We start from the raw sequence: 21380 nt of genomic DNA, 5'->3' as shown, positions 1-21380 counted from the left end.
TAAGTCAGTTACAAAAGAGATTAACTTTAATATAAAAAATGATAGTAATGAGGTTGTGAGGATTAGATACATAGAAGATGTAGTTAGACTTGTAAAAGAGGAGATAGCTAAATCAAAAATATCATATAAAAATGTATACTTTAATATTCAAATTCAAGATATAGTTATTAGGAATATTGAAGTTATAGATACTAAGAAAAAAAGAGACATATTAAATATGATTGAATTTGAAATAACACAATACATTCCGATAAATATAAATAACTATTCAATAAAATACAAAGTTATAAATTCTAGCCATGATAAATTGAATATACAAGTGATTCTTTTTCCAAAAAGTATTATTAAATTAATTAAGAGCATTTCAGAAAATCTAAACTTAAACCCAAAGGCTATAAATATAAATTTTGATATACTACAAAAACTCATAAACTTAGACTTGATAGAAGATTTTTTAGAAGAAGGAGTATTTATAGAGTGTAAAAAAAATCAGTTTATTATAAATCTAACAAGAGATAAAAAAATAGAAGAAACATACTTACTATCAAAAGAAATAAAATCTTATGAATCAGTAAAGAAGCTATTAAGTAGTTTTAAGTGCATTTATTACTATGGAATAGAAAATTATTTTGTTGAAGAATACTTTAAAGATACAGATAGGTATATTGAAATAAGTCCATTGAAATTAAAAGATAAAGTAAAAGTAGAAAATAATTATGATAGAGATTTAGAAGGTAGCAGTATAAATTATATAAGCAGTATAGGAATGATTATTTAAATGAAGCCTTGTAAAACTATAAATTTTCTCAATGGATTAAAAGAAACTAAATCATCTAATAAAGTATATAAACTAATAATAGTCTTAATTTTAATGTGTGTTATATTCAAATCGTTTATATATTTAAACTCTATAAGCGAACTTAAAAATTACATAAGTCAAAATACGTCAATAAAAGAATCAAAACAGGCTATACCAATGACTGAAGAGAATAGAGAGCAATTCTCTAAAATAAAATTTAATGAAATAAAAAAAATATATGAGACAGTTGGAATAAATAATATTACTAGAATATCCATAGATAAAAATAAACTGGAAGTGGAAGGAGTATGTAATGATTTAGATGTTTTAAATAATCTAAGAAAAATAAAGTACATAAAATATTATCATATAGATAGCATTGTAAGAGATGGAGAATATTACAAATTTAAAATAAAAAGTTAGATGGGTGATTATTTTTGAGATTAAATAATAGAGAAAAAAATCTACTTAAAATATTGTTCATATTAATTATTATATTAGCAACTAATATAGTATTAAGTCCACTAGAAAAAAACTTAACTAGTTTGAAGAAAGAAAAACAAAATTTAATAAATAAAATAAATAAGCAAGATAATTATCAAATAAAGGACAATAATTATAAAGATGATAAATATATAGAAAATGTTGAATTAAATGGAAATGAAGAATTGAAAAGTAATTTTAATAATTCATTTTTAGATAAAAAAACAAATAAAGATATAGTATTATTAGTAGAAAACGAACTGAGAGACATAGTGAACATAGAATATATTAATCAAGAGAGTGGTTTGGATAATAGCAATAAAAAACAAGTTAATTTAGAAATAAAAGTCAATGGTGAACTTGAAAATGTATTGAAACTTGAAGGTTTAATGAAGAATTTGAAGTTAAGTAATAAACTTGAAAAAGTAGAAATTAACAAATTAAAAACGAGTAATTTAGACGTCCAAAATATTTCTAATGGAGATAAACGAGGAAAAGACAATATTGTTGAATGTAAAATGACAATTAGAGTCACATAACAAAAAAGAATAGATAAAGTAAAAAACTATTATCAATTAATAAAATTTTATAGAGGAATTAGTTTTACGATAATTCATTTCTACAAGAGGGATTGTTAGTGATTTTATCGAAATCCTAATTAAAGTTAATATATTATACCAAAATATAAGTAAATTTAAGAGAATATTTACTTATACTATAGATTGATTAATAAAAAAATGGTATAATAACAAATTGTACTTTAATTTAATAATAAGGGAGTGGAAGTCATATTGTTAGGGAGAAATGAGCTATGCCCTTGTGGAAGTGGCAAAAAATACAAGAAATGTTGTTTAAATAAAGATATTGTTTCAGAAAGAGCATGCAGAAAAACTGAACTTTCACAAAAACAATATACAGATTTATATTCAAAGTTATATGATTATTCAAGACAGGACAGATTCAAAGACGAATGTGAAAAAGCTAAAGAAATGTTTTATATAATGCAAAATGATAGTGTAAATGAAAAATTTGAAAGATTTTTTAATACTTATTTAATACAAGACCACATAATGGAAAATAAAAAGGTCATGACTGTTGGGTTTCTTGAAGAAAATGGTGCAAACTTAAGCCAATCGGAAGTATCAATATTAAAAAGTTTGTTTGAATCATATGTAAGTATTTATGAAGTAAAAGAAGTTTCTTCTGGAAAAATAGTATTAAAAGATTGTCTAAGTGGGAATGAACTTTACACAGAAGATGTAAAACTTCTAAGAAGTTTTAAAAGCGGAAGTTGTATGATAGCTAGAATTATTGATATTGAAGGAACTAACATACTGATAGATGTAACTATAAGTATATCAAATGAAGTTAAAGACATAATTTTAAAAGATGTTATGAATTTATTTAATCAATATCAAGACTTATACAAAGATATGAAGACTTTCTTAATCTATCATACACATATACTATACAAGTATATACAACAGCTTTTAGACCCAAGTATAGCTGAATACTTAAAGAGAGAAAGAGATAAGAAGAAAACAAAAGTTAATTCAGAAAATGAATTAGCTGAAGTAGAGTGCAAAGTTTTAGATACTCTTAAAGAAAATGTAGAAAAAGAAAATATAGATGCCTGTATAGAGTTTTGGAATGAGTATAAGAAAAAACATGAAAATATAAAAGGAGCTGAAAATGGTTGGGCAGCTGCTGTTGAATATTATGTTAAGAAAGAAGCAGGACAACCTATAACTCAAGTACAAATATCAAAAAAATACGATATAAGTTCCAGTACGTTAGGAAAAAGATATAAAGATTTAAAAATATCTTAATTAATTATGAAAAGCTTTAAGTCATAGATAAAGAATATATAGTATAATATATGTATAATGTTGAGAAAGAGGTATTAATAATGAGTCTTAGTTTAGGAAATGCAATTGCTGTGTCAACGAACTTTATAAAATCTAATCCAGCAGTACCTGTGTACAATGGAGAAGAAATATATGCGGTTATTTATCATATAGAAATAGGATATAATAATGGTGTATCACCTGATACCAAACAATATATAATAATAGACTATAAAGAGTTCGATTTATCTATGGATAAAAAAAATGAACTAATAGAAATAGCAAAAGAATACTGTAAATCTAAAGGTATTATAGAAAATGAAAACCTTGAAATAAATCTTTTAGATAATGAAGAAGCAGAAAACTTCTTAGAAAAGGTATTTAATAACATGAAAGTTATAAGAGGTCTTATAACTAAAAGAGGATAAATAAATGGACTATGTAGGAATAGAAAATATAACACCTTATGAAAATGTATATGAATTTAGTGTGTATAAATATGATGATGAAATCACTTTAGGTAGTGAAGAGTTATATGTGTGTGAATTAAGGGTTATATTAATTAAAGTGAATTCTCTGTATGTTGAAAGATTGAATAAGTCAGTTGAAGCAATGGTCTTAGTAAAAAACTTGAAAAAAGATTTAGATAAAGCAATTGTTGTAAATAAAATAAAGAATTTTGTGTTAGACGAGATTTGGGTAGAAAATCTAGTAAAAGAGAATATAGAAGTTATATTTGTAGAAAGCTAGGAATAACCCTAGCTTTTTTATATTACAATCTAAGAGAGGAAAACAATATGTTAAGAGTATCTAATATAAAACTTGGAATCGATAAAGATATATCTTTATTAAAAGATATTGTACTTAAGAAGCTTAGAATAAAAGAAAAAAACTTAGTTAAATATAGTATATATAAAGAATCTATAGACGCTAGAAAAAAAGGAAAAATGGAGTTTGTTTATTCTGTAGATGTAGAAGTTAAAGACGAAGATAAAATACTCAGTTCAAAAATAAAAGATGTAACAAAAATAAAGGAAATCAGATATACAAATGTGACTATGGGTAATAAAAAATTGAAGAATAATCCTTTAGTAATTGGTAGTGGACCAGCAGGTTTGTTTGCAGGTTTAATTTTAGCTCAAATGGGGTATGAACCAATCCTACTTGAAAGAGGTCTTGATGTAGACAATAGAACTAAAGATATAAGTGATTTTTGGACAACTAGAAAGTTTAAGAATAATTCAAATGTTCAATTTGGAGAAGGTGGAGCAGGAACTTTTTCAGATGGTAAACTTACAACAAGAATAAAAGATATACGATGCAGAAAAGTATTGGAAGAGTTAGTTCAATTTGGAGCACCAGATGAAATATTATACTCACATAAGCCACATGTAGGAACAGATATATTAAAAAATGTAGTTAAAAATATAAGAAATGAAATAATAAATCTAGGTGGTCAAGTTAGGTTTAATTCAAAAGTGACTGATGTAGTTGTATCAAATGATTCTATACAATCTGTAATGATAAATGGTATTGAAAAAATAGATACAGATACAGTTATATTAGCTGTTGGACATAGTGCAAGAGATACTTATGAAATGTTGTATTCAAGAGGTGTAAAAATAATTCAAAAACCTTTTGCAATAGGAGCTAGGGTTGAGCATCCACAGGATTTAATAAATAAAGCACAATATAAGGAGTTTTACAATCATCCTAGACTAGGAGCAGCCGATTATAGACTTATAGAGCATGTTTCAAATGGAAGAACAGCATATACCTTTTGTATGTGTCCAGGAGGTAGTGTCATAGCATCTGCATCAAATGACTTTGAAATAGTTACAAATGGTATGAGCGAACATGCAAGGGACAAGGTAAATGCAAATAGTGCATTTTTAGTAAATGTAACTCCAGAAGACTTTAATAGTGATAATCCTCTAGCAGGTGTACATTTCCAACAAGAATATGAAAAATTAGCTTTTGAATTAGGTGGAAAAAATTACAATGCACCAGTTCAACTTGTTGGAGATTTTATCAATAATAAAGCATCTACAAATTTAGGTAGTGTTGAGCCATCATATAGACCTGGATATACACTTACAAATTTAAGTGAATGTTTACCTAGTTTTGTAACAGAAACTATGAGAGAGGCATTCATATCTCTTGATAAAAAATTGAATGGATTTGCAATGTATGATGCTGTTTTAACTGGAGTAGAGACTAGGTCATCATCACCAATAAGAATAGTAAGAGATGAGGACACTTTAGAGTCAGTAAGTGTTAAGAATCTATATCCATGTGGTGAAGGTGCTGGATATGCAGGTGGGATAGTTACAGCAGCAGTTGATGGTATAAAATGTGCAGAAAAAATAATACAAAAATACACTAATAATACAAAAATTTAACATAAATTTAATGATTTTTTAATATTTAACATGAATTTAACATTATCACTCCTATAATTTGATAAAATACAATAGGTTATAAAAATTTTTAGATACAGTAATCTCTTTACAAGGAGGAAATAATTTGAACATTATAATAAGTCTAATGGGTGGATTAGGTCTATTCTTATATGGTATGAACCTTATGGGAGAAGGTCTACAAAAATCTGCTGGGACAAAGCTAAAAAAGATAATAAAATTACTTACTAGTAACCTATTTATGGGAGTTTTAGTAGGTACAGGAGTTACAGCAGTAATACAAAGTTCAAGTGCTACTACTGTAATGGTTGTTGGTTTCGTAAATGCAGGCATAATGACATTAAAGCAGGCAATTGGGGTAATAATGGGTGCCAATATAGGTACTACTGTTACAGCCCAATTGGTATCTTTTGATTTAACTGGTATGGCTCCAGTAGCATTAGGTATAGGTATCATACTTTATTTATTTGGAAATAAGCCTAGGATAAAAAATATAGCCGAAATACTTATAGGTTTTGGTATATTGTTTACAGGTATGGATTTTATGAAAATGGCAGTTGAGCCATTAAGAGACTATCAAGGGTTCACTGACTTACTAGTTACATTTGGTAGATATCCACTACTTGGATTATTATTGGGATTTGGAATCACAGCAATAATACAAAGTTCAAGTGCATCTATGGGTATGTTGGTTGCATTGGCAGCAGAAGGTCTAGTGCCATTATCAGCAGCATTGCCAATTCTTTATGGTCAAAATATTGGGACATGTGTAACTTCGCTGTTATCGAGTATTGGTGCCAATAAAAATGCACGAAGAGCAGCTATGATGCATCTAATCTTTAATGTTTTAGGAACGGTGATATTCTTAATATTATTAAATAAGCCAGTAGTAAACTTGGTTACAAGTTGGGACCCAAGTAATGTTGCAAGACAAATAGCTAATACACATACACTGTTTAATATAATATCTGTCTTAATACTTTTACCATTTACAAAGCTTATCATAAAGCTAGCAATAAGACTTGTTCCTGATAAAGAAGGCGATATAGATGAAGATGAAGCTAAGACTATTAAATATATAGATGATAGAATGATAGAAACTCCTTCTATAGCTCTTGCAAATACGATAAAAGAAACACTTCGTATGGGTGAAAAGGCTAAGGAAAGTTTAAATGCTTCTATGGAGGCTTTAGTAGAACATGCAACTGAAAAAATAGACAAGACATATAGACGAGAGAGATTAATCAATGATTTGCAGAAAGCTATTTTGAATTACTTACTTAAACTTTCAAAAGCACCTTTAGATGATGATTCGAGAGAAGTTGTGGATACCTTGTTTAACACAGTTAATGATATAGAAAGAATTGGTGACCATGCTAAAAATATAGCTGAATTATCACAAGTTGCAATAGATTCAAATATTTCTTTCTCAGAAGAAGGACAATCTGAACTTGATGTTATGTACAATAAGGTTGTTTCAGCATATACTTATGCATTAGAATCAATGAGAACTGATAATGTAGATTTGGCTTGCAAGGTTATAAAAATCGAAGAGCAAGTTGATATAATGGAAAAATCTTGTAGAGCTAATCATATGTACAGATTGAATAATAATCTATGTAGTATAGAGAATGGAGTTATTTATTTAGATGTAATAAGTAATCTAGAGAGAATATCTGACCATGCTGTCAACATAGCACAACAAGTTATAGCTAAGAGATTAGGAAATGATTAAAAATAATATAAGAATTAAAATATAAATGAAAGAGAAACTCTAAATGATAAGTTTAGAGTTTTTTTTTATTGGTTATTTATAATTCAACTATCCGACTGTATAACTATTCCAATAAAGCGACTTTAATACTGCATCATAAATTTAGTACTAGATTTTTCCATAAAGATTTTACCTACAACTTAAATCTATTTAAATTTACATGTAAGGACGTATAAACTGTATTTCAATTAATTTAAACAAAGCATTATTTCTTGTCAATCATCCATATAGCATGTTTTAATTTTCTGTGAAATACAGATGATATACTATTTTTAATAACTTTATTTGATTAAAAATTTATAATTTATAGATAGTTATAGTATTTAGAAGAATCGATTTCCTGATAATAAATGGTGATATATGTATAATTTTGTGGCAAATTTTAAAAAAAAACACCCATATTTTATGTTATAATCTCTTTAAAACGAATATGCTGAAAAGAGGGATTTAAATGGGAAAAATAAATTTTGATTATAGTAAAGCTACGGAGTTTTTTTGTCAAAACGAAATAGATGTTATGCAACCATATGTAGATGTTGCACATGACATGTTACATAATAAAACGGGTTTAGGAAATACTTTTCTAGGTTGGATAGACCTTCCTAAAAATTATGATAAGGAAGAGTTTGATAGAATAAAAAAATCTGCTGAAAAGATAAAATCTGACTCAGACGTTCTTTTAGTAATAGGTATAGGAGGCTCTTATTTGGGTTCAAGAGCTGCTATAGATATGGTAAGTCATTCATTTAGAAATGGGCTTAAAAAGGAACAAAGAAAGGCTCCAGAAGTATATTTCGTAGGACACAATATAAGCTCAACATATATTATGGATTTATTAGATGTAATTGAAGGTAAGGATATTTCTGTAAATGTAATATCTAAATCAGGAACTACTACAGAACCAGCTCTTGCTTTTAGAATATTTAAAGATTACTTAGAGAAAAAGTATGGCAAAGAAGAAGCGAAAAAGAGAATTTATGCAACAACAGATTCAAGTAAAGGAGCACTTAGACAGTTAGCTACAGAAGAAGGATATGAGACTTTTGTAATACCAGATGATGTAGGCGGTCGTTTTTCTGTACTAACAGCAGTTGGATTACTTCCTATTGCTGCTGCAGGGCTTGATATTGATGCTATGATGAAAGGTGCAAGTGATGCTAGAGAAGCATTTCAAAATCCTGATTTAAAAAGTAATGATAGTTATAGATATGCTGTTGCTAGAACAATTTTACATAGAAAAGGAAAAGATGTAGAGCTATTGGTTAACTATGAACCTCAATTACATTATGTGAGTGAGTGGTGGAAACAGCTTTATGGAGAAAGTGAAGGAAAAGAAAATAAAGGGTTATTCCCTGCTTCTGTAGATTTTTCAACAGATTTACACTCTATGGGTCAATATATCCAAGATGGGAAAAGAATCTTATTTGAGACAGTACTTAATGTTGAAAACTGTAAGAGAAATATAACTATAAATTCAGAGGAAGTAGATTTAGATGGTCTAAACTATCTAGCAGGTAAGACTGTAGATTTTGTTAATCATAAAGCTTTTGAAGGAACTCTATTAGCCCACACAGATGGAAAAGTACCTAATTTAGTAATAAATATACCTCAATTAGACGAATATAATTTTGGATATTTAGTGTATTTCTTTGAAAAAGCTTGTGGAATAAGTGGATATTTATTGGGTGTTAATCCATTTGACCAACCAGGAGTAGAAGCCTACAAGAAAAATATGTTTGCCTTATTAGGAAAACCAGGTTATGAAAAAGAAAAGGAAGAATTAGAAAAAAGACTTAAATAATTTTAAATAGTTAAGGTTTAATTAAGATTAAAATAATATAATGAAATCATCGAAAAAGAGTTTACTCAAAATAGATGATTTCATTTTTTTATGAAAAATTGGGAAAAATATATTTTGATAATTTATATTATATTAGATAGGGAGTGGTATGAGATGTCAAGAAGAAAGAAAGGTATAAGTTTAGTAATATTAGTTGCTATAATAAGTTCAATACTTAGTAGTTTACTAACAATAATTTTAGTTAAAGATAATTTAGGAAGTAAGACTACAGGAAATTCTACACCTATAGTTGTAAATGATGATGGTAAAAGTCAAAATATTTATCAAGCAGTTGCAGAAAAAGCCACACCATCTGTTGTAGGTATTACGACAACTAGCGTCGATACTAATAATATGTTTGCAATACCAACTGAAACACAAGGTGTAGGAACTGGAATCATAGTAGATTCAAATGGTTATATACTTACTAATTCTCATGTTATATCAGATGGTCAAGCTACAAGTGTAAATGTACTATTCAATGATGGTTCAACAACTTCAGGTAAAGTTGTATGGTTTGACCAACAACTTGATTTAGCTATAGTTAAAGTTGATAAAACTGGATTGACACCAGCAGAATTTGCTGATAGTGATAAAGTAAAGGTTGGAGATATATCAATAGCAATAGGTAATCCACTTGGATTAGATTTCCAAAAAACAGTTACTCAAGGGATAATAAGTGGATTAGATAGAACTATACAAACAGAAAAAACTAATATGACTGGTTTATTACAAACTGATGCAAGTATAAATGCAGGAAATAGTGGAGGACCATTATTAAATCAAAAAGGTCAAGTAATTGGTATAAACACAGCAAAAGCTTCTCAAGCAGAAGGCTTAGGATTTGCAATACCAATTAATACAGCTAAAAGCATAGTTGAAGAAGTAATAAAAACTGGAAAATATGAAAAAGTGACTCTAGGTATAAAAGGTACAGATGTATCAAACTATGAGGCAGCTACAGGAACAAAATTAAGTACTGATAAAGGTGTTTATGTGGCAGAAGTAGTATCTGGCTCATCAGCAGAAAAAGCTGGAGTAAAAGTAGGAGATATTATAACTAAAGTAGGAGATGCAAATATAACAGGTATGAATGACCTAAATAAAAAGTTATATACTTTCTCAAAAGGAGCTAGTACAAAAATTACAGTAAATAGAGGCGGAAAAGCAGTAACAATAAATGTGAATTTCTAAATATGACTAGAAAGGTGGAGACTACATGATAAAGTGTAGTCTCTATTTTTATTTAATTTTTATAGTATATATATCTAAATTAACAAAAATAATATATTGTTTATGTGATATAGCTATATTTACTTATAAAAATAAATTTAATAAATATTTAAATTTAATTTATAAAATCAGTATAAATATCATAATAAAATAAAATTTTTTAATAACACTAAAAAAATATAGACAAAATAATAACAAATATAGTATTATGTAATTGTAGAAATGCTTTTCATAGATACAACCTATGAAAATAAATTACATAAAGATGAAAAAATGGAATGGATATTATTTAGGGGTGAAAAATTATGAATCCATTAGTTATAAACTTACAAAAATGTAGTATACATGATGGACCAGGAATAAGAAGTACAGTTTTTTTTAAAGGATGTCCACTTGAGTGTGTTTGGTGTCATAATCCAGAGAGTCAAACATATACAAAACAAGTTTTGTATAATGACGAAAGATGTTCAAGATGTGAAGCATGTATAAACATATGTCCTCATAAAGCAATCTTCAAAGGGGAAACAAAAATATGTTTAGACCAAGATAAGTGTGAATTTTGTGAAACTTGCTTAGACTATTGTGTAAACAATGCAAGAGAAATTGTTGGTCAAGAGTATTCTGTAAAAAGTTTGGTTAAAGAGATAGAGAAGGATAGAATTTTCTATGAAGAATCAGGTGGAGGAGTAACTCTATCAGGTGGGGAAGTAATGGCTCAAGACATGGATTTTATTTGTGGAGTAATAAATATGTGCAAATCAAAGGGGATTCATGTAGCAATTGATACTTGTGGTTATGCAAGGTCAGAAAATTATGAGAGAGTTGCAAAATGTGCAGATTTATTTTTATATGATATTAAGCTTATTGATGAAGAAAAGCACATAAAATTTACAGGAAAATCAAATGACTTAATATTGGAAAATGTCAAACTTCTGAGTGAATTAGGAGCTAATATAAATATAAGAATACCATTAATAGTAGGAGTAAATGTAGATGATGAAAATTTAGAGGTTAAAAAAATGATAGAATTTTTAAAGCCTTTGAATATAAAAGCTGTAAGTCTTCTTCCATATCATAATATTGGTAAACATAAGTATGATAAGATTTATAAAAAGTATGAGGGAGAAGAATTACAAAGACCAACTGAAGAAAAATTAGAAGAAATAAAAAGGCTGTTTGAAGCAAGTAATTTCAATACTAAGATTGGGGGGTAATAAAATGTCAAGAGGAACTTTTGAGAGAACTAAAAAATTAAGAGAAGAAAGTGTTAACGCAGAACCACACATATCTATTGAAAGAGCAGTACTTATGACAGAGGCTTATAAAAAATATGAAGGAAGTGTAGAAATTCCTGTACTTCGTGCTTTATCATTTAAGCATTATATAGAGAATAGAACTCTTAGCATAAATGATGGAGAATTAATAGTAGGTGAAAAAGGTGATTCTCCTAATGGAGCACCAACATATCCAGAAATTTGTTGTCATACTTTAGAAGATTTAGATGTAATGCACAATAGAGATATAATAAATTTCAGTGTATCTGAAGAAGCTAAAAAAATACAACAGGAAGAAATAATACCTTTCTGGAAAAAGAGACAAACAAGAGAAAAAATAATAAATGCAATGACACCTGAATGGTTAGCAGCATATGAAGCAGGTATGTTCACAGAGTTTATGGAGCAAAGAGCTCCTGGACATACAGTTTGTGGAGATACAATATATAAAAAAGGATTTTTAGATTTAAAGAAAGATGTAGAAGCAAGACTAAAAGAATTAGATTTTCTTAATGATTTAGATGCATATAATAAGAAAGCTGATTTAGAAGCTATGGCAATAGCTTGTGATGCAATGGTAATATTAGGTAAGCGATATGCTGAGAAAGCAAGACAAATGGCAGAAGAAGAAACAGATGAAGCTAAGAAAAAAGATTTATTACTAATTGCTGAAACTTGTGATGTTGTACCAGCTCATAAACCAGAAACTTATCATCAAGCTATACAAATGTACTGGTTTGTTCATATAGGGGTTACTACTGAACTTAATATATGGGATGCTTTTACTCCAGGAAGACTTGACCAGCATTTAAATCCTTTCTATGAAAGAGATGTAGAGAATGGAGTGTTAGATAGAGATAGAGCACAAGAATTGCTTGAATGTTTATGGGTTAAATTTAATAATCAACCAGCACCACCAAAAGTTGGTATAACATTAAAAGAAAGTAGCACATACACAGACTTTGCAAATATAAACACTGGTGGAATAAATCCAGACGGTCAAGATGGTGTTAATGAAGTTAGTTATATAATACTTGATGTTATGGATGAAATGAAATTGATACAACCTAGTTCAAACGTTCAAATAAGTAAAAAAACTCCTCAAAAATTCTTAAAGAGAGCTTGTGAAATATCAAGAAAAGGATGGGGTCAACCAGCATTTTATAACACTGAAGCAATAGTACAAGAACTTATGGAAGCTGGAAAGACTATAGAAGATGCAAGACTTGGTGGAACTAGTGGGTGTGTTGAAACTGGATGCTTTGGTAAAGAAGCATATGTTTTAACTGGATATATGAATATTCCAAAAATACTTGAATTAACATTAAATGATGGATATGACCCAATTAGCAAAAAGCAAATAGGTATTAAAACTGGAGACCCTAGAAGCTTTAAATCTTATGAGGAATTATTTGAGGCATTTAAAAAGCAATTACATTATATGATTGATATAAAAATAGAAGGAAATGCTGTAATAGAAAATATATGTGCAAAACATATGCCTTGCCCACTTATGTCTACAATAGTTGATGATTGTATAGAAAAAGGTAAGGACTATCAAAGAGGTGGAGCAAGATATAACACTAGATATATACAAGGTGTTGGTATAGGAACTATAACAGATAGTTTAACAGCAATAAAATATAATGTATTCGATAAGAAAAAATTTGATATGGATACATTACTTAAAGCACTTGATGTTAATTTTGAAGGATATGAAGCTATACTTAATTTAGTTTCAAATAAGACTCCTAAATATGGAAATGATGACGATTATGCTGATGAGATAATGCAAGAGATATTCAACACATATTATAATGAGGTAACTGGTAGACCAACTGTTTGTGGTGGAGAATATAGAGTGGATATGTTACCAACAACTTGTCATGTATACTTTGGTGAAATTATGGGAGCAAGTCCAAATGGTAGACTTTGTGCAAAACCAGTTTCAGAGGGAATTTCACCTGAAAAAGGTGGGGATACTAATGGACCTACAGCAGTTATAAAATCTTGTGCTAAGATGGACCATATAAAAACTGGTGGAACATTATTAAATCAAAGATTTGCACCATCAGTAGTTCAAGGTGAAAAAGGATTGGATAATATGGCTAATCTAGTAAGAGCATACTTTAATATGGATGGGCATCATATACAATTCAATGTATTTGATAAAAATGTATTATTAGAGGCTCAAAAGAATCCTCAAGATTACAAAGACTTAATAGTTAGAGTTGCGGGGTATAGTGACCATTTCAATAATCTAAGTAGAACACTACAAGATGAGATAATAGGAAGAACTGAGCAAACATTCTAGGATTGTTTGTAAACAAAACTTCTTACTATATAAAAAAGCAACTGGTATAATAATAGTATAGACTATTAGATATCATTTAAAAAAATTCAGATTAATTATGAGCTAACTTTCTAAATTGGAAGTTAGCTCGTTAAGTTTAATGAAAAAATCGTTAAATTTATATTTAATAAGTGTTATATATATTAAGGAATAATTTATATTAATATAATATGGTTAGATTTTATGAGAATAAGATAATTTTAAGCAGTTAAAACATAGTTAATTTAGCTACTTTAAAATAAAAACTAATAGAAAAAAGGAGATTTGATATGAAAACTTTAGGATTTATTGGTTCAGGAAATATGGGAAGTGCAATGATAGGTGGTATAGTAAAATCAGGTCTAGTAAAAGCAGAAGATATAACTGTATCAGATTTAAGCCAAATTGCTTTAGATAAAGTAAAAGCAGAATTTTCAGTAAAGACTACAACTGATTCCAAGGTAGCTGTTGCAAATTCTGATGTAATACTAGTGGCACTTAAGCCTAATATATGTGAAAAAGCTTTAGCTCCACTTAAAGAATTAATAGATGCAGATAAAATAATAGTATCAATAGCAGCAGGAAAAACTATAGAAACATTAGAAAATATTATAGGTTCAGATAAAAAAATAGTAAGAGTAATGCCAAATACTCCAGCTCTTGTTGGAGAAGGTATGTCAGCTCTTTGTAAAAATAATAATGTAACTGATGAAGAACTAAATATGATTAAGTCTCTATTTGAATCATTTGGAGAGGCAGAAATAGTATCAGAGTATTTAATGGATACTGTTACAGGTGTTAGTGGGTCTTCTCCTGCATATGTGTTTATGTTTATAGAAGCTATGGCAGATGCAGCAGTATTAGCTGGTATGCCAAGACAACAAGCTTATAAATTTGCATCACAAGCAGTTATGGGGTCAGCTAAGATGGTTCTTGAAACTGGCAAACATCCAGGGGAATTAAAAGATATGGTTTGCTCTCCAGCAGGGACTACTATAGAAGCAGTTAGAGTGTTAGAAGAAGAAGGATTTAGATCAGCAGTTATAAAGTCTATTGTTGCTGCTATAGATAAATCTAAAGATATGAGCAAATAGTAAATAAGAATAATATAAAAATAAATGTCTCAAAATGACTTTCATAGCTTGTTTTGAGACATTTTTATTTTATATTTTATTTTTTAGTCCATTCATACCATGTGCAATAAATGTACTAATAGTTTTTGCAGTATTTTCTGCTACTTCTGAATTATTTTCACTATATTTTTTAGAAATCATCTCTAAACAACCATCTATAATTCCTCCTACAATACAAGCATCTAAAATGTCTACAGTTTCTTTATTTTCTATTGTGTGACTGTTTTTTTAAAGTCCTTTTTAGCATTTCGTTATATTTATAAAAAATATACATTTTACCCTTACAAGATAAATTTTTAATTGTACTTGTATATTTTGGAAAAAGATTAATGATTGATTGAGTATTTAGTAGTTAAATATTAATGGCTAGTTAGATAAAAATTTAACTATATTATAAATAAATTATAATAATAAAAAATTTATAAATATCATTTTTAGACTCTAAGTAGATTTATACAAAAGCAAATTTACTTAATGGACTTTGTAAATTTGAAATAATATTCATAGAATAATAAAATTTATAAGATTTTCTTCATTAATAAGTTCTAAAAACATATATATTACATTACTTTTGATTATAGTAAATACAATGAAACTATATTACATAGATTCTATACTAAATATTCTGTACTAAATTATAGATAGATATTTTGAATTTATGGCTAAAAGCTAAAGATTTTATCTATAAAAAATTTAATATTATTACTCCATAACAGAAAATTAAGAAAAGATAAGAATATAATCTGCTTTTTCATGAGTATATAAATGATATACTAGTGCTATAGTATTATTGATGTTTATATTGGAGGTTGAATATGAGGAATGAGATTTTAAGTTTTGTAAATGAATGTACATTATTTAACAATTTTGATGAACTTAAAAAAAAGGGTGGTATTGTAACAGAAGATATAGTGAAAAAGTTTAATTTAAGCAGAACTCAATCAAGTAGATTATTAAATGATTTGGTCAAGTCTGATAATCTTATAAAGATAAATAGTAGACCTGTTATCTTTTTACCCAAAAATAAGATAAATAATGTAATAGGACCTACGAAAAAAAGTATTTATGAAAGTGTAGATGAACTTAACAATGAGTGTAAAATATTAAAGCAAGAGGTTGTATTCAATAGTATTATAGGTCATGATAATAGTTTAAAAGAGGTAATAGAACAAATAAAAACGGCTGTACTTTATCCAAATGGTGGACTTACAATAATGTTAACAGGTGAAAGTGGAGTAGGAAAAACCTTTTTAGCTAAGGTAATATATGAATATAGTGTAAATAGTAATATATTAGAAAAAAATGCTCCATATAATGTACTAAACTGTGCACAGTATTATAATAATTTGGAGCTATTGTCCAGTATACTGTTTGGACATGTAAAGGGAGCTTATACTGGAGCAATTGAATCTAGAGCAGGTCTAATAGAACAATCTGATGGGGGCATATTATTCTTAGATGAGGTACATAGGTTAAACAGTGAAGGGCAGGAAAAGTTATTCACATTTATGGATACAGGTACATTTTCTAGAATTGGAGAGAATGGGGTAAGTAGAAGGGCTAAGGTAAGATTAGTGTTTGCTACAACAGAGAGTTTATCCGAATTTTTACAAACTTTTCTAAGAAGAATACCTATAAATATTTATGTACCTAATATAGAAGAAAGAGGAAGTCTTGAAAAAAGAAAGATTGTAGAACACTTTATATACGAAGAAAGTAAAGTGCTTGGTTTACCTATAGAGATAACCCAAATTACATTAAATACAATTTTAAAGATAAAATTCAAAGGCAATATAGGTGAATGTAAAAATGTAATAAAATATGCATGTGGACGAGCATACGCAAAAAACCAAAGACGAAATGAAAATATCTTTGTTACACTTCAGGACCTTCCTAGGAACATTTATATAGAAAATGCAGATGTATTTCAATTCCAAAGTGGGAAAAGCAAAAGTATTGTATTTTCTCCTAACCAATCTAGTCTTGAGATATCAGTTGGAGGAAATAAAAGAAATATAATATATCAAACTCTTATAGAGTGTTTAAATTACTTTGATAGTCTAGAAAAAAACGAAATAACAGACAAGCTATTTAGCGAAAACAGCTCCAATTTAATGATTAGATTAATGGATAATCTTATTTTTTCAAATAATGATGAAAATAAAAATGTACTTATGGATCTTATAATATCTATAATGCAGGATATATTTAGAAGTCTAGAAGTTAACAACAATATAAAATATGATGGGAATAATGTATTAGCATTTTCATCATATCTTTATCTAAAGGATGAGTCTTATCAACTGTCTGATGAATATAAGAATTTAGAAAGCAGATTACTAATGTACTTAAAAAAAGAAAATTATAAAGAATACTCTATAATAAATAAAGTATCTACATTAATAATGAACAGATTAGATATGTATCTTAATAATGCAGATATAATTATGATGACTATATTTATTAAGTCAACAGTTATAAGAATGAAGTCTAATAAAATTAATGCAATGATTATAGCGCACGGATATGCTACAGCTAGTAGTATGGCAAATGTATGTAATCGTATGCTAGGTAAAAATGTATTTACAGCTATTGATATGCCTATAGATGCTACTATAGCAGATGTATCAAATCAAATGTCTAGATACTTGGATGAAGATAGAATAAAAAATGGACTAGTTGTGCTATTTGATATGGGTTCTCTCAATTTGATATATGAAGATTTAAAGAATAAAATAAATAGTCCAATGTTATTTATAGACCAAATATCTACTATCTCTGCACTAGAGGTAGGAAATTTATTAATGCAAAGTAAAAATATTGAAGAGATTGCAGAAATTATGGATGAAGAAACTAAACCAAATATACAATTGTATTATCCTCAAAAAAATAAGGAGTATGCAATCGTATCCTCTTGTTTTACAGGAATAGGCACTGCTATAAAAATTCAGCACTTACTTTCAGATAGTTTAATGGGAATCTTTGATGTTAAGATAATACCCTATGACTATGATAATCTTGTCTCTATGGGAGATAAAGACCCAATTTTCAAGATGTATGATGTATTGGCCATAGTAGGGACTGCCAATCCAAATGTAAATGGTGTAGATTTCATACTATTAGAGGATATGATATCGGGAAAAGGAGAAGACGATGTCTTTAGGATACTTAGCAGAGTAGTAGAAAGTGAAAAAATTAAAAATATAAATGATTCTATTATAAAGAATTTTTCATTGACTAGAGTAATAGATAGCCTGACCATTTTGGATTCAAAAAAGATAATAGAACGAATAGAAGAGGGAATAAATGCTATAGAAAATATTCAAAAGAAAAAACTTCCTAATGATAAAAAGATTGCTTTATATGTTCACTTAAGTTGTATGATTGAAAGATTAGTTAGACAAGCTGAGATTGAAGAGTATAATGATATGAATTTATTAATTAAAAATCATAATAGTGAAATCAAACTAATAAAAAATGCGTTTAGTGTGCTAGAAAAAAGTTATAGTGTGCAAATACCTATTTCAGAAATAGGATACATCTATAATATTATTTATGGTCTACCTCAGTAGAATACAGGATTAAAAAATAGATAAATAAAATTAAAAAAAGTATGCCACTATTTGGCATACTTTTTGCTTTTATAGCTAAGTAAGAGAATAAATAGTAAAAATTTTAATATAGAATGGAGGATTTAAGGAAAATGATATCTTTAATGAGAATTGATGACAGATTAATACATGGTCAGGTAGCGTATGGATGGTCAACGTCACTAGGTATAAATGTAATCTTAGTTGCAAATGATGAAGCAAAAAATGACCAAATGAAAGCTATGTCATTAAATTTAGCTAAGCCTAGCAATGTAACCTTATATATAAGGGGGATAGAAGAATCTGGAGAAATAGTAGAAAAATTTGCTTCATCAAAGAAAAGTAATGTATTAGTATTAGTAAAAAATACAAAAGATGCTTTAGATGTAGCTAAAAATTCAGGAGGAGTTTTAAAAGAAATAAATGTAGGTGGATTAAGGTATGAAGAAGGAAAGAAGAAGCTTACAGACTTAGTTGCTGTTGATGATAATGATATAAATAATTTTAAGGAAATAATTGATTTGGGAATTGATATAGAATTCAGAATGTTACCTAGAGACAAAAAGAAAAAACTATCAGACTTAATAAAATAATTTAGGAGAAAGAAAATGAAAAAATTTTTAATTGCAACACATGGAAAACTGTCTAGAGAGCTTGTTGATACAAGTAAATTAATAATTGGTTCATTAAATAATGTTGAGTACTTTTGTATGACAAAAGATAAATCAGCAGATGATGCTGAGAAAGAAATTAGAAGTATACTATCAGATAACAAAACTAATGAAGAATTTGTTGTTTTAACAGATGTATTTGGTGGAAGTGTAGCAAATATATGTACTAATTTACTTTTAAAAGGGGTCAAATTTGAGTTATTGACAGGAGTAAATTTACCAATGCTTTTATCTGTTCTTTTATCAGTTGAAGAAGATACAAAACTATTAACTAAATCAGGGTTAGAGGAAGCAAAAAATGGAATTATTTATGTAAATGAATTATTAGAAAGTCAAAATAAAATTAAGAATGTGATGTAATTAATTTAAATTTAAACTGAATTAAGAGGGAGGTTTACTATGTTAGTACAAGCTGTCATGTTAGCTATTATAGCAGGTTTTGGCATATTAGATGGGCGTATATTTGGCCAGTCTATGCTGGATAGACCCATAGTTACAGGTATGTTAGTAGGGTTAGTTTTAGGAGATATAAAGGCAGGAATTATGATTGGTGCACAACTTGAGTTAATTTGGATGGGAATTGCAGGAATAGGTGCAGCTACTCCTCCAGATGTAGTAACAGGTGGTGTATTAGGTACAGCTTTTGCTATATTGTCAGGAAATGGTGCAGAAGTTGCTTTGGCAGTTGCAGTGCCAGTAGCAGTCTTAGCGCAATCTCTTGGTGTATTGGTTAGAATAATAAACTCATACTTTTCTCAAAAAGCAGTTTTTTATGCTAAACAAGCTGATTTTAAGAAAGTTACTATAATGATGTGGATACCAGTAGTACTATTCTTTTTAAGTACATCAGTTCCAACTTTTTTAGCAATCATGATTGGTGCTGATAAAGTTACAATATTAATAAATGCAATACCTAAAGTTATATTAGATGGATTAGGCGTCGCTGGAACATTATTACCAGCAGTAGGATTTGCACTTCTTATGGATATGTTACTTTCAAAAAAGATGTCTGTATTCTTCTTTATAGGATTCCTTTTAGCATCTTATGGTGGGATAGATATAACTGCAATTGCACTATTTGGAGTTTGTGTAGCAGTCGTATTAAACTTTTATATAAATAACAAAGAAAATAATCAAAATCCTCAACTGGCAATTAATACTTTAACGGAAGGAGAGATTGACTTTGAATAAACTAACAAAAAAAGAATTAAGAAGTATGTTTTGGCGCTCATTTGCTCTTCAGGGCGCATTCAATTATGAGAAAATGCAAAATTTAGGTTACTGTTATTCAATGTTACCTGCAATAAAGAAACTATACAATAATAAAGAAAAGCAAGCAAAAGCAATAGAAAGACACCTAGAGATTTTTAATACAACAACTGTAGTAGTTCCTACAATATTAGGGATAACAGCAGCCATGGAAGAAGAAAACGCTAACAATGCAGAGTTTGATGAAAGTTCAATTAGTGCTGTTAAAACAGCTCTTATGGGACCTCTTGCAGGAATTGGAGATTCACTATTTTGGGGAACATTTAGAATTATAGCTGCTGGAGTAGGAGTATCACTTGCAAAAGAAGGAAATATATTTGGACCACTATTATTCTTGCTATTATACAATATACCAGCATTTGCTCTTAGAATATTTGGACTTAAATATGGATATCAAGTCGGAGTAAATTCCCTTGAAAGAATACAAAAAGAAGGACTTATGGAGAAAATAATGTCTATGGCTACAACTGTTGGTTTATTTGTTGTAGGAGGAATGGTGGCAACGATGTTAAGTATAACCACTCCTTTGAAGTTTAACTTAAATGGTGCAGAAGTAGTTCTACAAGATATATTAGATAAAATAATACCTAATATGCTGCCTTTAACTTTTGCTTTTTTAATATATTATATGTTAAAGAAAAAGGTAAGTGTAACAAAATTAACTATAGGAATTATAGCAGGAGGAATTGTTTTACATGCTATAGGTTTATTATAG

18 protein-coding genes are annotated in these 21380 nt (G+C 28.4%); all 18 read left to right on the top strand.

The genetic code is table 11. The features are described 5' to 3' along the window. Nucleotides 1-55: 55 nt before the first annotated feature. Nucleotides 56-778, top strand: a complete 723-nt coding sequence (locus ACTG44_RS18350; protein WP_479919518.1) for a pilus assembly protein PilM — start codon at nucleotides 56-58, stop codon at nucleotides 776-778. Continuing rightward, a complete protein-coding gene (locus tag ACTG44_RS18345) occupies nucleotides 779-1222 on the top strand; it encodes a hypothetical protein (protein ID WP_479917629.1) in 444 nt (147 codons plus the stop codon). It abuts the gene before it with no gap. Between the two features lie 14 nt (nucleotides 1223-1236). Next, on the top strand, nucleotides 1237-1821 hold the full coding sequence (locus ACTG44_RS18340) for a hypothetical protein (protein WP_479920996.1): 585 nt from the start codon (nucleotides 1237-1239) through the stop codon (nucleotides 1819-1821). Nucleotides 1822-2073: 252 nt separating this feature from the next. Next, on the top strand, nucleotides 2074-3111 hold the full coding sequence (locus tag ACTG44_RS18335) for a YecA family protein (RefSeq protein ID WP_021386268.1): 1038 nt from the start codon (nucleotides 2074-2076) through the stop codon (nucleotides 3109-3111). A gap of 80 nt (nucleotides 3112-3191) precedes the next feature. Beyond that, nucleotides 3192-3557: a hypothetical protein gene (locus ACTG44_RS18330; protein ID WP_021386207.1), complete on the top strand. Its 366-nt coding sequence runs from the start codon at nucleotides 3192-3194 to the stop codon at nucleotides 3555-3557. A gap of 4 nt (nucleotides 3558-3561) precedes the next feature. Beyond that, on the top strand, nucleotides 3562-3879 hold the full coding sequence (locus tag ACTG44_RS18325; protein ID WP_021386273.1) for a hypothetical protein: 318 nt from the start codon (nucleotides 3562-3564) through the stop codon (nucleotides 3877-3879). A gap of 47 nt (nucleotides 3880-3926) precedes the next feature. Then, on the top strand, nucleotides 3927-5531 hold the full coding sequence (locus tag ACTG44_RS18320) for an NAD(P)/FAD-dependent oxidoreductase (protein WP_021386258.1): 1605 nt from the start codon (nucleotides 3927-3929) through the stop codon (nucleotides 5529-5531). A gap of 124 nt (nucleotides 5532-5655) precedes the next feature. Next, nucleotides 5656-7284, top strand: a complete 1629-nt coding sequence (locus ACTG44_RS18315) for a Na/Pi cotransporter family protein (RefSeq protein WP_021386231.1) — start codon at nucleotides 5656-5658, stop codon at nucleotides 7282-7284. A gap of 490 nt (nucleotides 7285-7774) precedes the next feature. Then, a complete protein-coding gene (locus ACTG44_RS18310; RefSeq protein ID WP_479919515.1) occupies nucleotides 7775-9124 on the top strand; it encodes a glucose-6-phosphate isomerase in 1350 nt (449 codons plus the stop codon). Between the two features lie 153 nt (nucleotides 9125-9277). Further along, a complete protein-coding gene (gene htrA / locus ACTG44_RS18305; protein ID WP_021386234.1) occupies nucleotides 9278-10357 on the top strand; it encodes a serine protease HtrA in 1080 nt (359 codons plus the stop codon). A gap of 344 nt (nucleotides 10358-10701) precedes the next feature. Continuing rightward, nucleotides 10702-11610: a trans-4-hydroxy-L-proline dehydratase activase gene (locus tag ACTG44_RS18300; protein ID WP_479917624.1), complete on the top strand. Its 909-nt coding sequence runs from the start codon at nucleotides 10702-10704 to the stop codon at nucleotides 11608-11610. A gap of 4 nt (nucleotides 11611-11614) precedes the next feature. Then, nucleotides 11615-13984 carry a trans-4-hydroxy-L-proline dehydratase gene (hypD, locus tag ACTG44_RS18295; RefSeq protein WP_479919513.1) on the top strand — a complete coding sequence of 790 codons (2370 nt, stop codon included), beginning with the start codon at nucleotides 11615-11617 and terminating at the stop codon, nucleotides 13982-13984. A gap of 308 nt (nucleotides 13985-14292) precedes the next feature. Next, entirely contained in the window at nucleotides 14293-15096 is an 804-nt protein-coding gene (gene proC / locus ACTG44_RS18290) for a pyrroline-5-carboxylate reductase (RefSeq protein ID WP_021386204.1), read from the top strand. An 854-nt stretch (nucleotides 15097-15950) separates the two neighbouring features. Further along, nucleotides 15951-18707: a sigma-54-dependent transcriptional regulator gene (locus ACTG44_RS18285; protein WP_479917623.1), complete on the top strand. Its 2757-nt coding sequence runs from the start codon at nucleotides 15951-15953 to the stop codon at nucleotides 18705-18707. Nucleotides 18708-18838: 131 nt separating this feature from the next. Continuing rightward, nucleotides 18839-19318: a PTS sugar transporter subunit IIB gene (locus tag ACTG44_RS18280; RefSeq protein WP_479917622.1), complete on the top strand. Its 480-nt coding sequence runs from the start codon at nucleotides 18839-18841 to the stop codon at nucleotides 19316-19318. A 15-nt stretch (nucleotides 19319-19333) separates the two neighbouring features. Further along, the gene (locus ACTG44_RS18275) at nucleotides 19334-19756 is read left to right on the top strand and encodes a PTS sugar transporter subunit IIA (RefSeq protein WP_021386238.1); all 423 of its coding nucleotides are present in this window, start codon (nucleotides 19334-19336) and stop codon (nucleotides 19754-19756) included. A 39-nt stretch (nucleotides 19757-19795) separates the two neighbouring features. Continuing rightward, a complete protein-coding gene (locus ACTG44_RS18270; protein ID WP_479920995.1) occupies nucleotides 19796-20587 on the top strand; it encodes a PTS mannose/fructose/sorbose/N-acetylgalactosamine transporter subunit IIC in 792 nt (263 codons plus the stop codon). After that, entirely contained in the window at nucleotides 20574-21380 is an 807-nt protein-coding gene (locus ACTG44_RS18265) for a PTS system mannose/fructose/sorbose family transporter subunit IID (protein WP_479920994.1), read from the top strand. Before ACTG44_RS18270 ends, ACTG44_RS18265 begins: the two co-directional genes overlap by 14 nt.

Source organism: Clostridioides sp. LIBA-2809 (genome assembly GCF_056688965.1).
Note: the sequence above shows the minus strand (reverse complement) of the source record. Positions and strands in the feature narration are given on the sequence as shown.

Coding starts and splice junctions, on each gene's coding strand:
- ACTG44_RS18345 (WP_479917629.1), top strand. CDS start 779: ATGAAGCCTTGTAAAACTATAAATTTTCTCAATGGATTAAAAGAAACT.
- ACTG44_RS18330 (WP_021386207.1), top strand. CDS start 3,192: ATGAGTCTTAGTTTAGGAAATGCAATTGCTGTGTCAACGAACTTTATA.
- ACTG44_RS18325 (WP_021386273.1), top strand. CDS start 3,562: ATGGACTATGTAGGAATAGAAAATATAACACCTTATGAAAATGTATAT.
- ACTG44_RS18320 (WP_021386258.1), top strand. CDS start 3,927: ATGTTAAGAGTATCTAATATAAAACTTGGAATCGATAAAGATATATCT.
- ACTG44_RS18310 (WP_479919515.1), top strand. CDS start 7,775: ATGGGAAAAATAAATTTTGATTATAGTAAAGCTACGGAGTTTTTTTGT.
- htrA (WP_021386234.1), top strand. CDS start 9,278: ATGTCAAGAAGAAAGAAAGGTATAAGTTTAGTAATATTAGTTGCTATA.
- ACTG44_RS18300 (WP_479917624.1), top strand. CDS start 10,702: ATGAATCCATTAGTTATAAACTTACAAAAATGTAGTATACATGATGGA.
- hypD (WP_479919513.1), top strand. CDS start 11,615: ATGTCAAGAGGAACTTTTGAGAGAACTAAAAAATTAAGAGAAGAAAGT.
- proC (WP_021386204.1), top strand. CDS start 14,293: ATGAAAACTTTAGGATTTATTGGTTCAGGAAATATGGGAAGTGCAATG.
- ACTG44_RS18285 (WP_479917623.1), top strand. CDS start 15,951: ATGAGGAATGAGATTTTAAGTTTTGTAAATGAATGTACATTATTTAAC.
- ACTG44_RS18280 (WP_479917622.1), top strand. CDS start 18,839: ATGATATCTTTAATGAGAATTGATGACAGATTAATACATGGTCAGGTA.
- ACTG44_RS18275 (WP_021386238.1), top strand. CDS start 19,334: ATGAAAAAATTTTTAATTGCAACACATGGAAAACTGTCTAGAGAGCTT.
- ACTG44_RS18270 (WP_479920995.1), top strand. CDS start 19,796: ATGTTAGTACAAGCTGTCATGTTAGCTATTATAGCAGGTTTTGGCATA.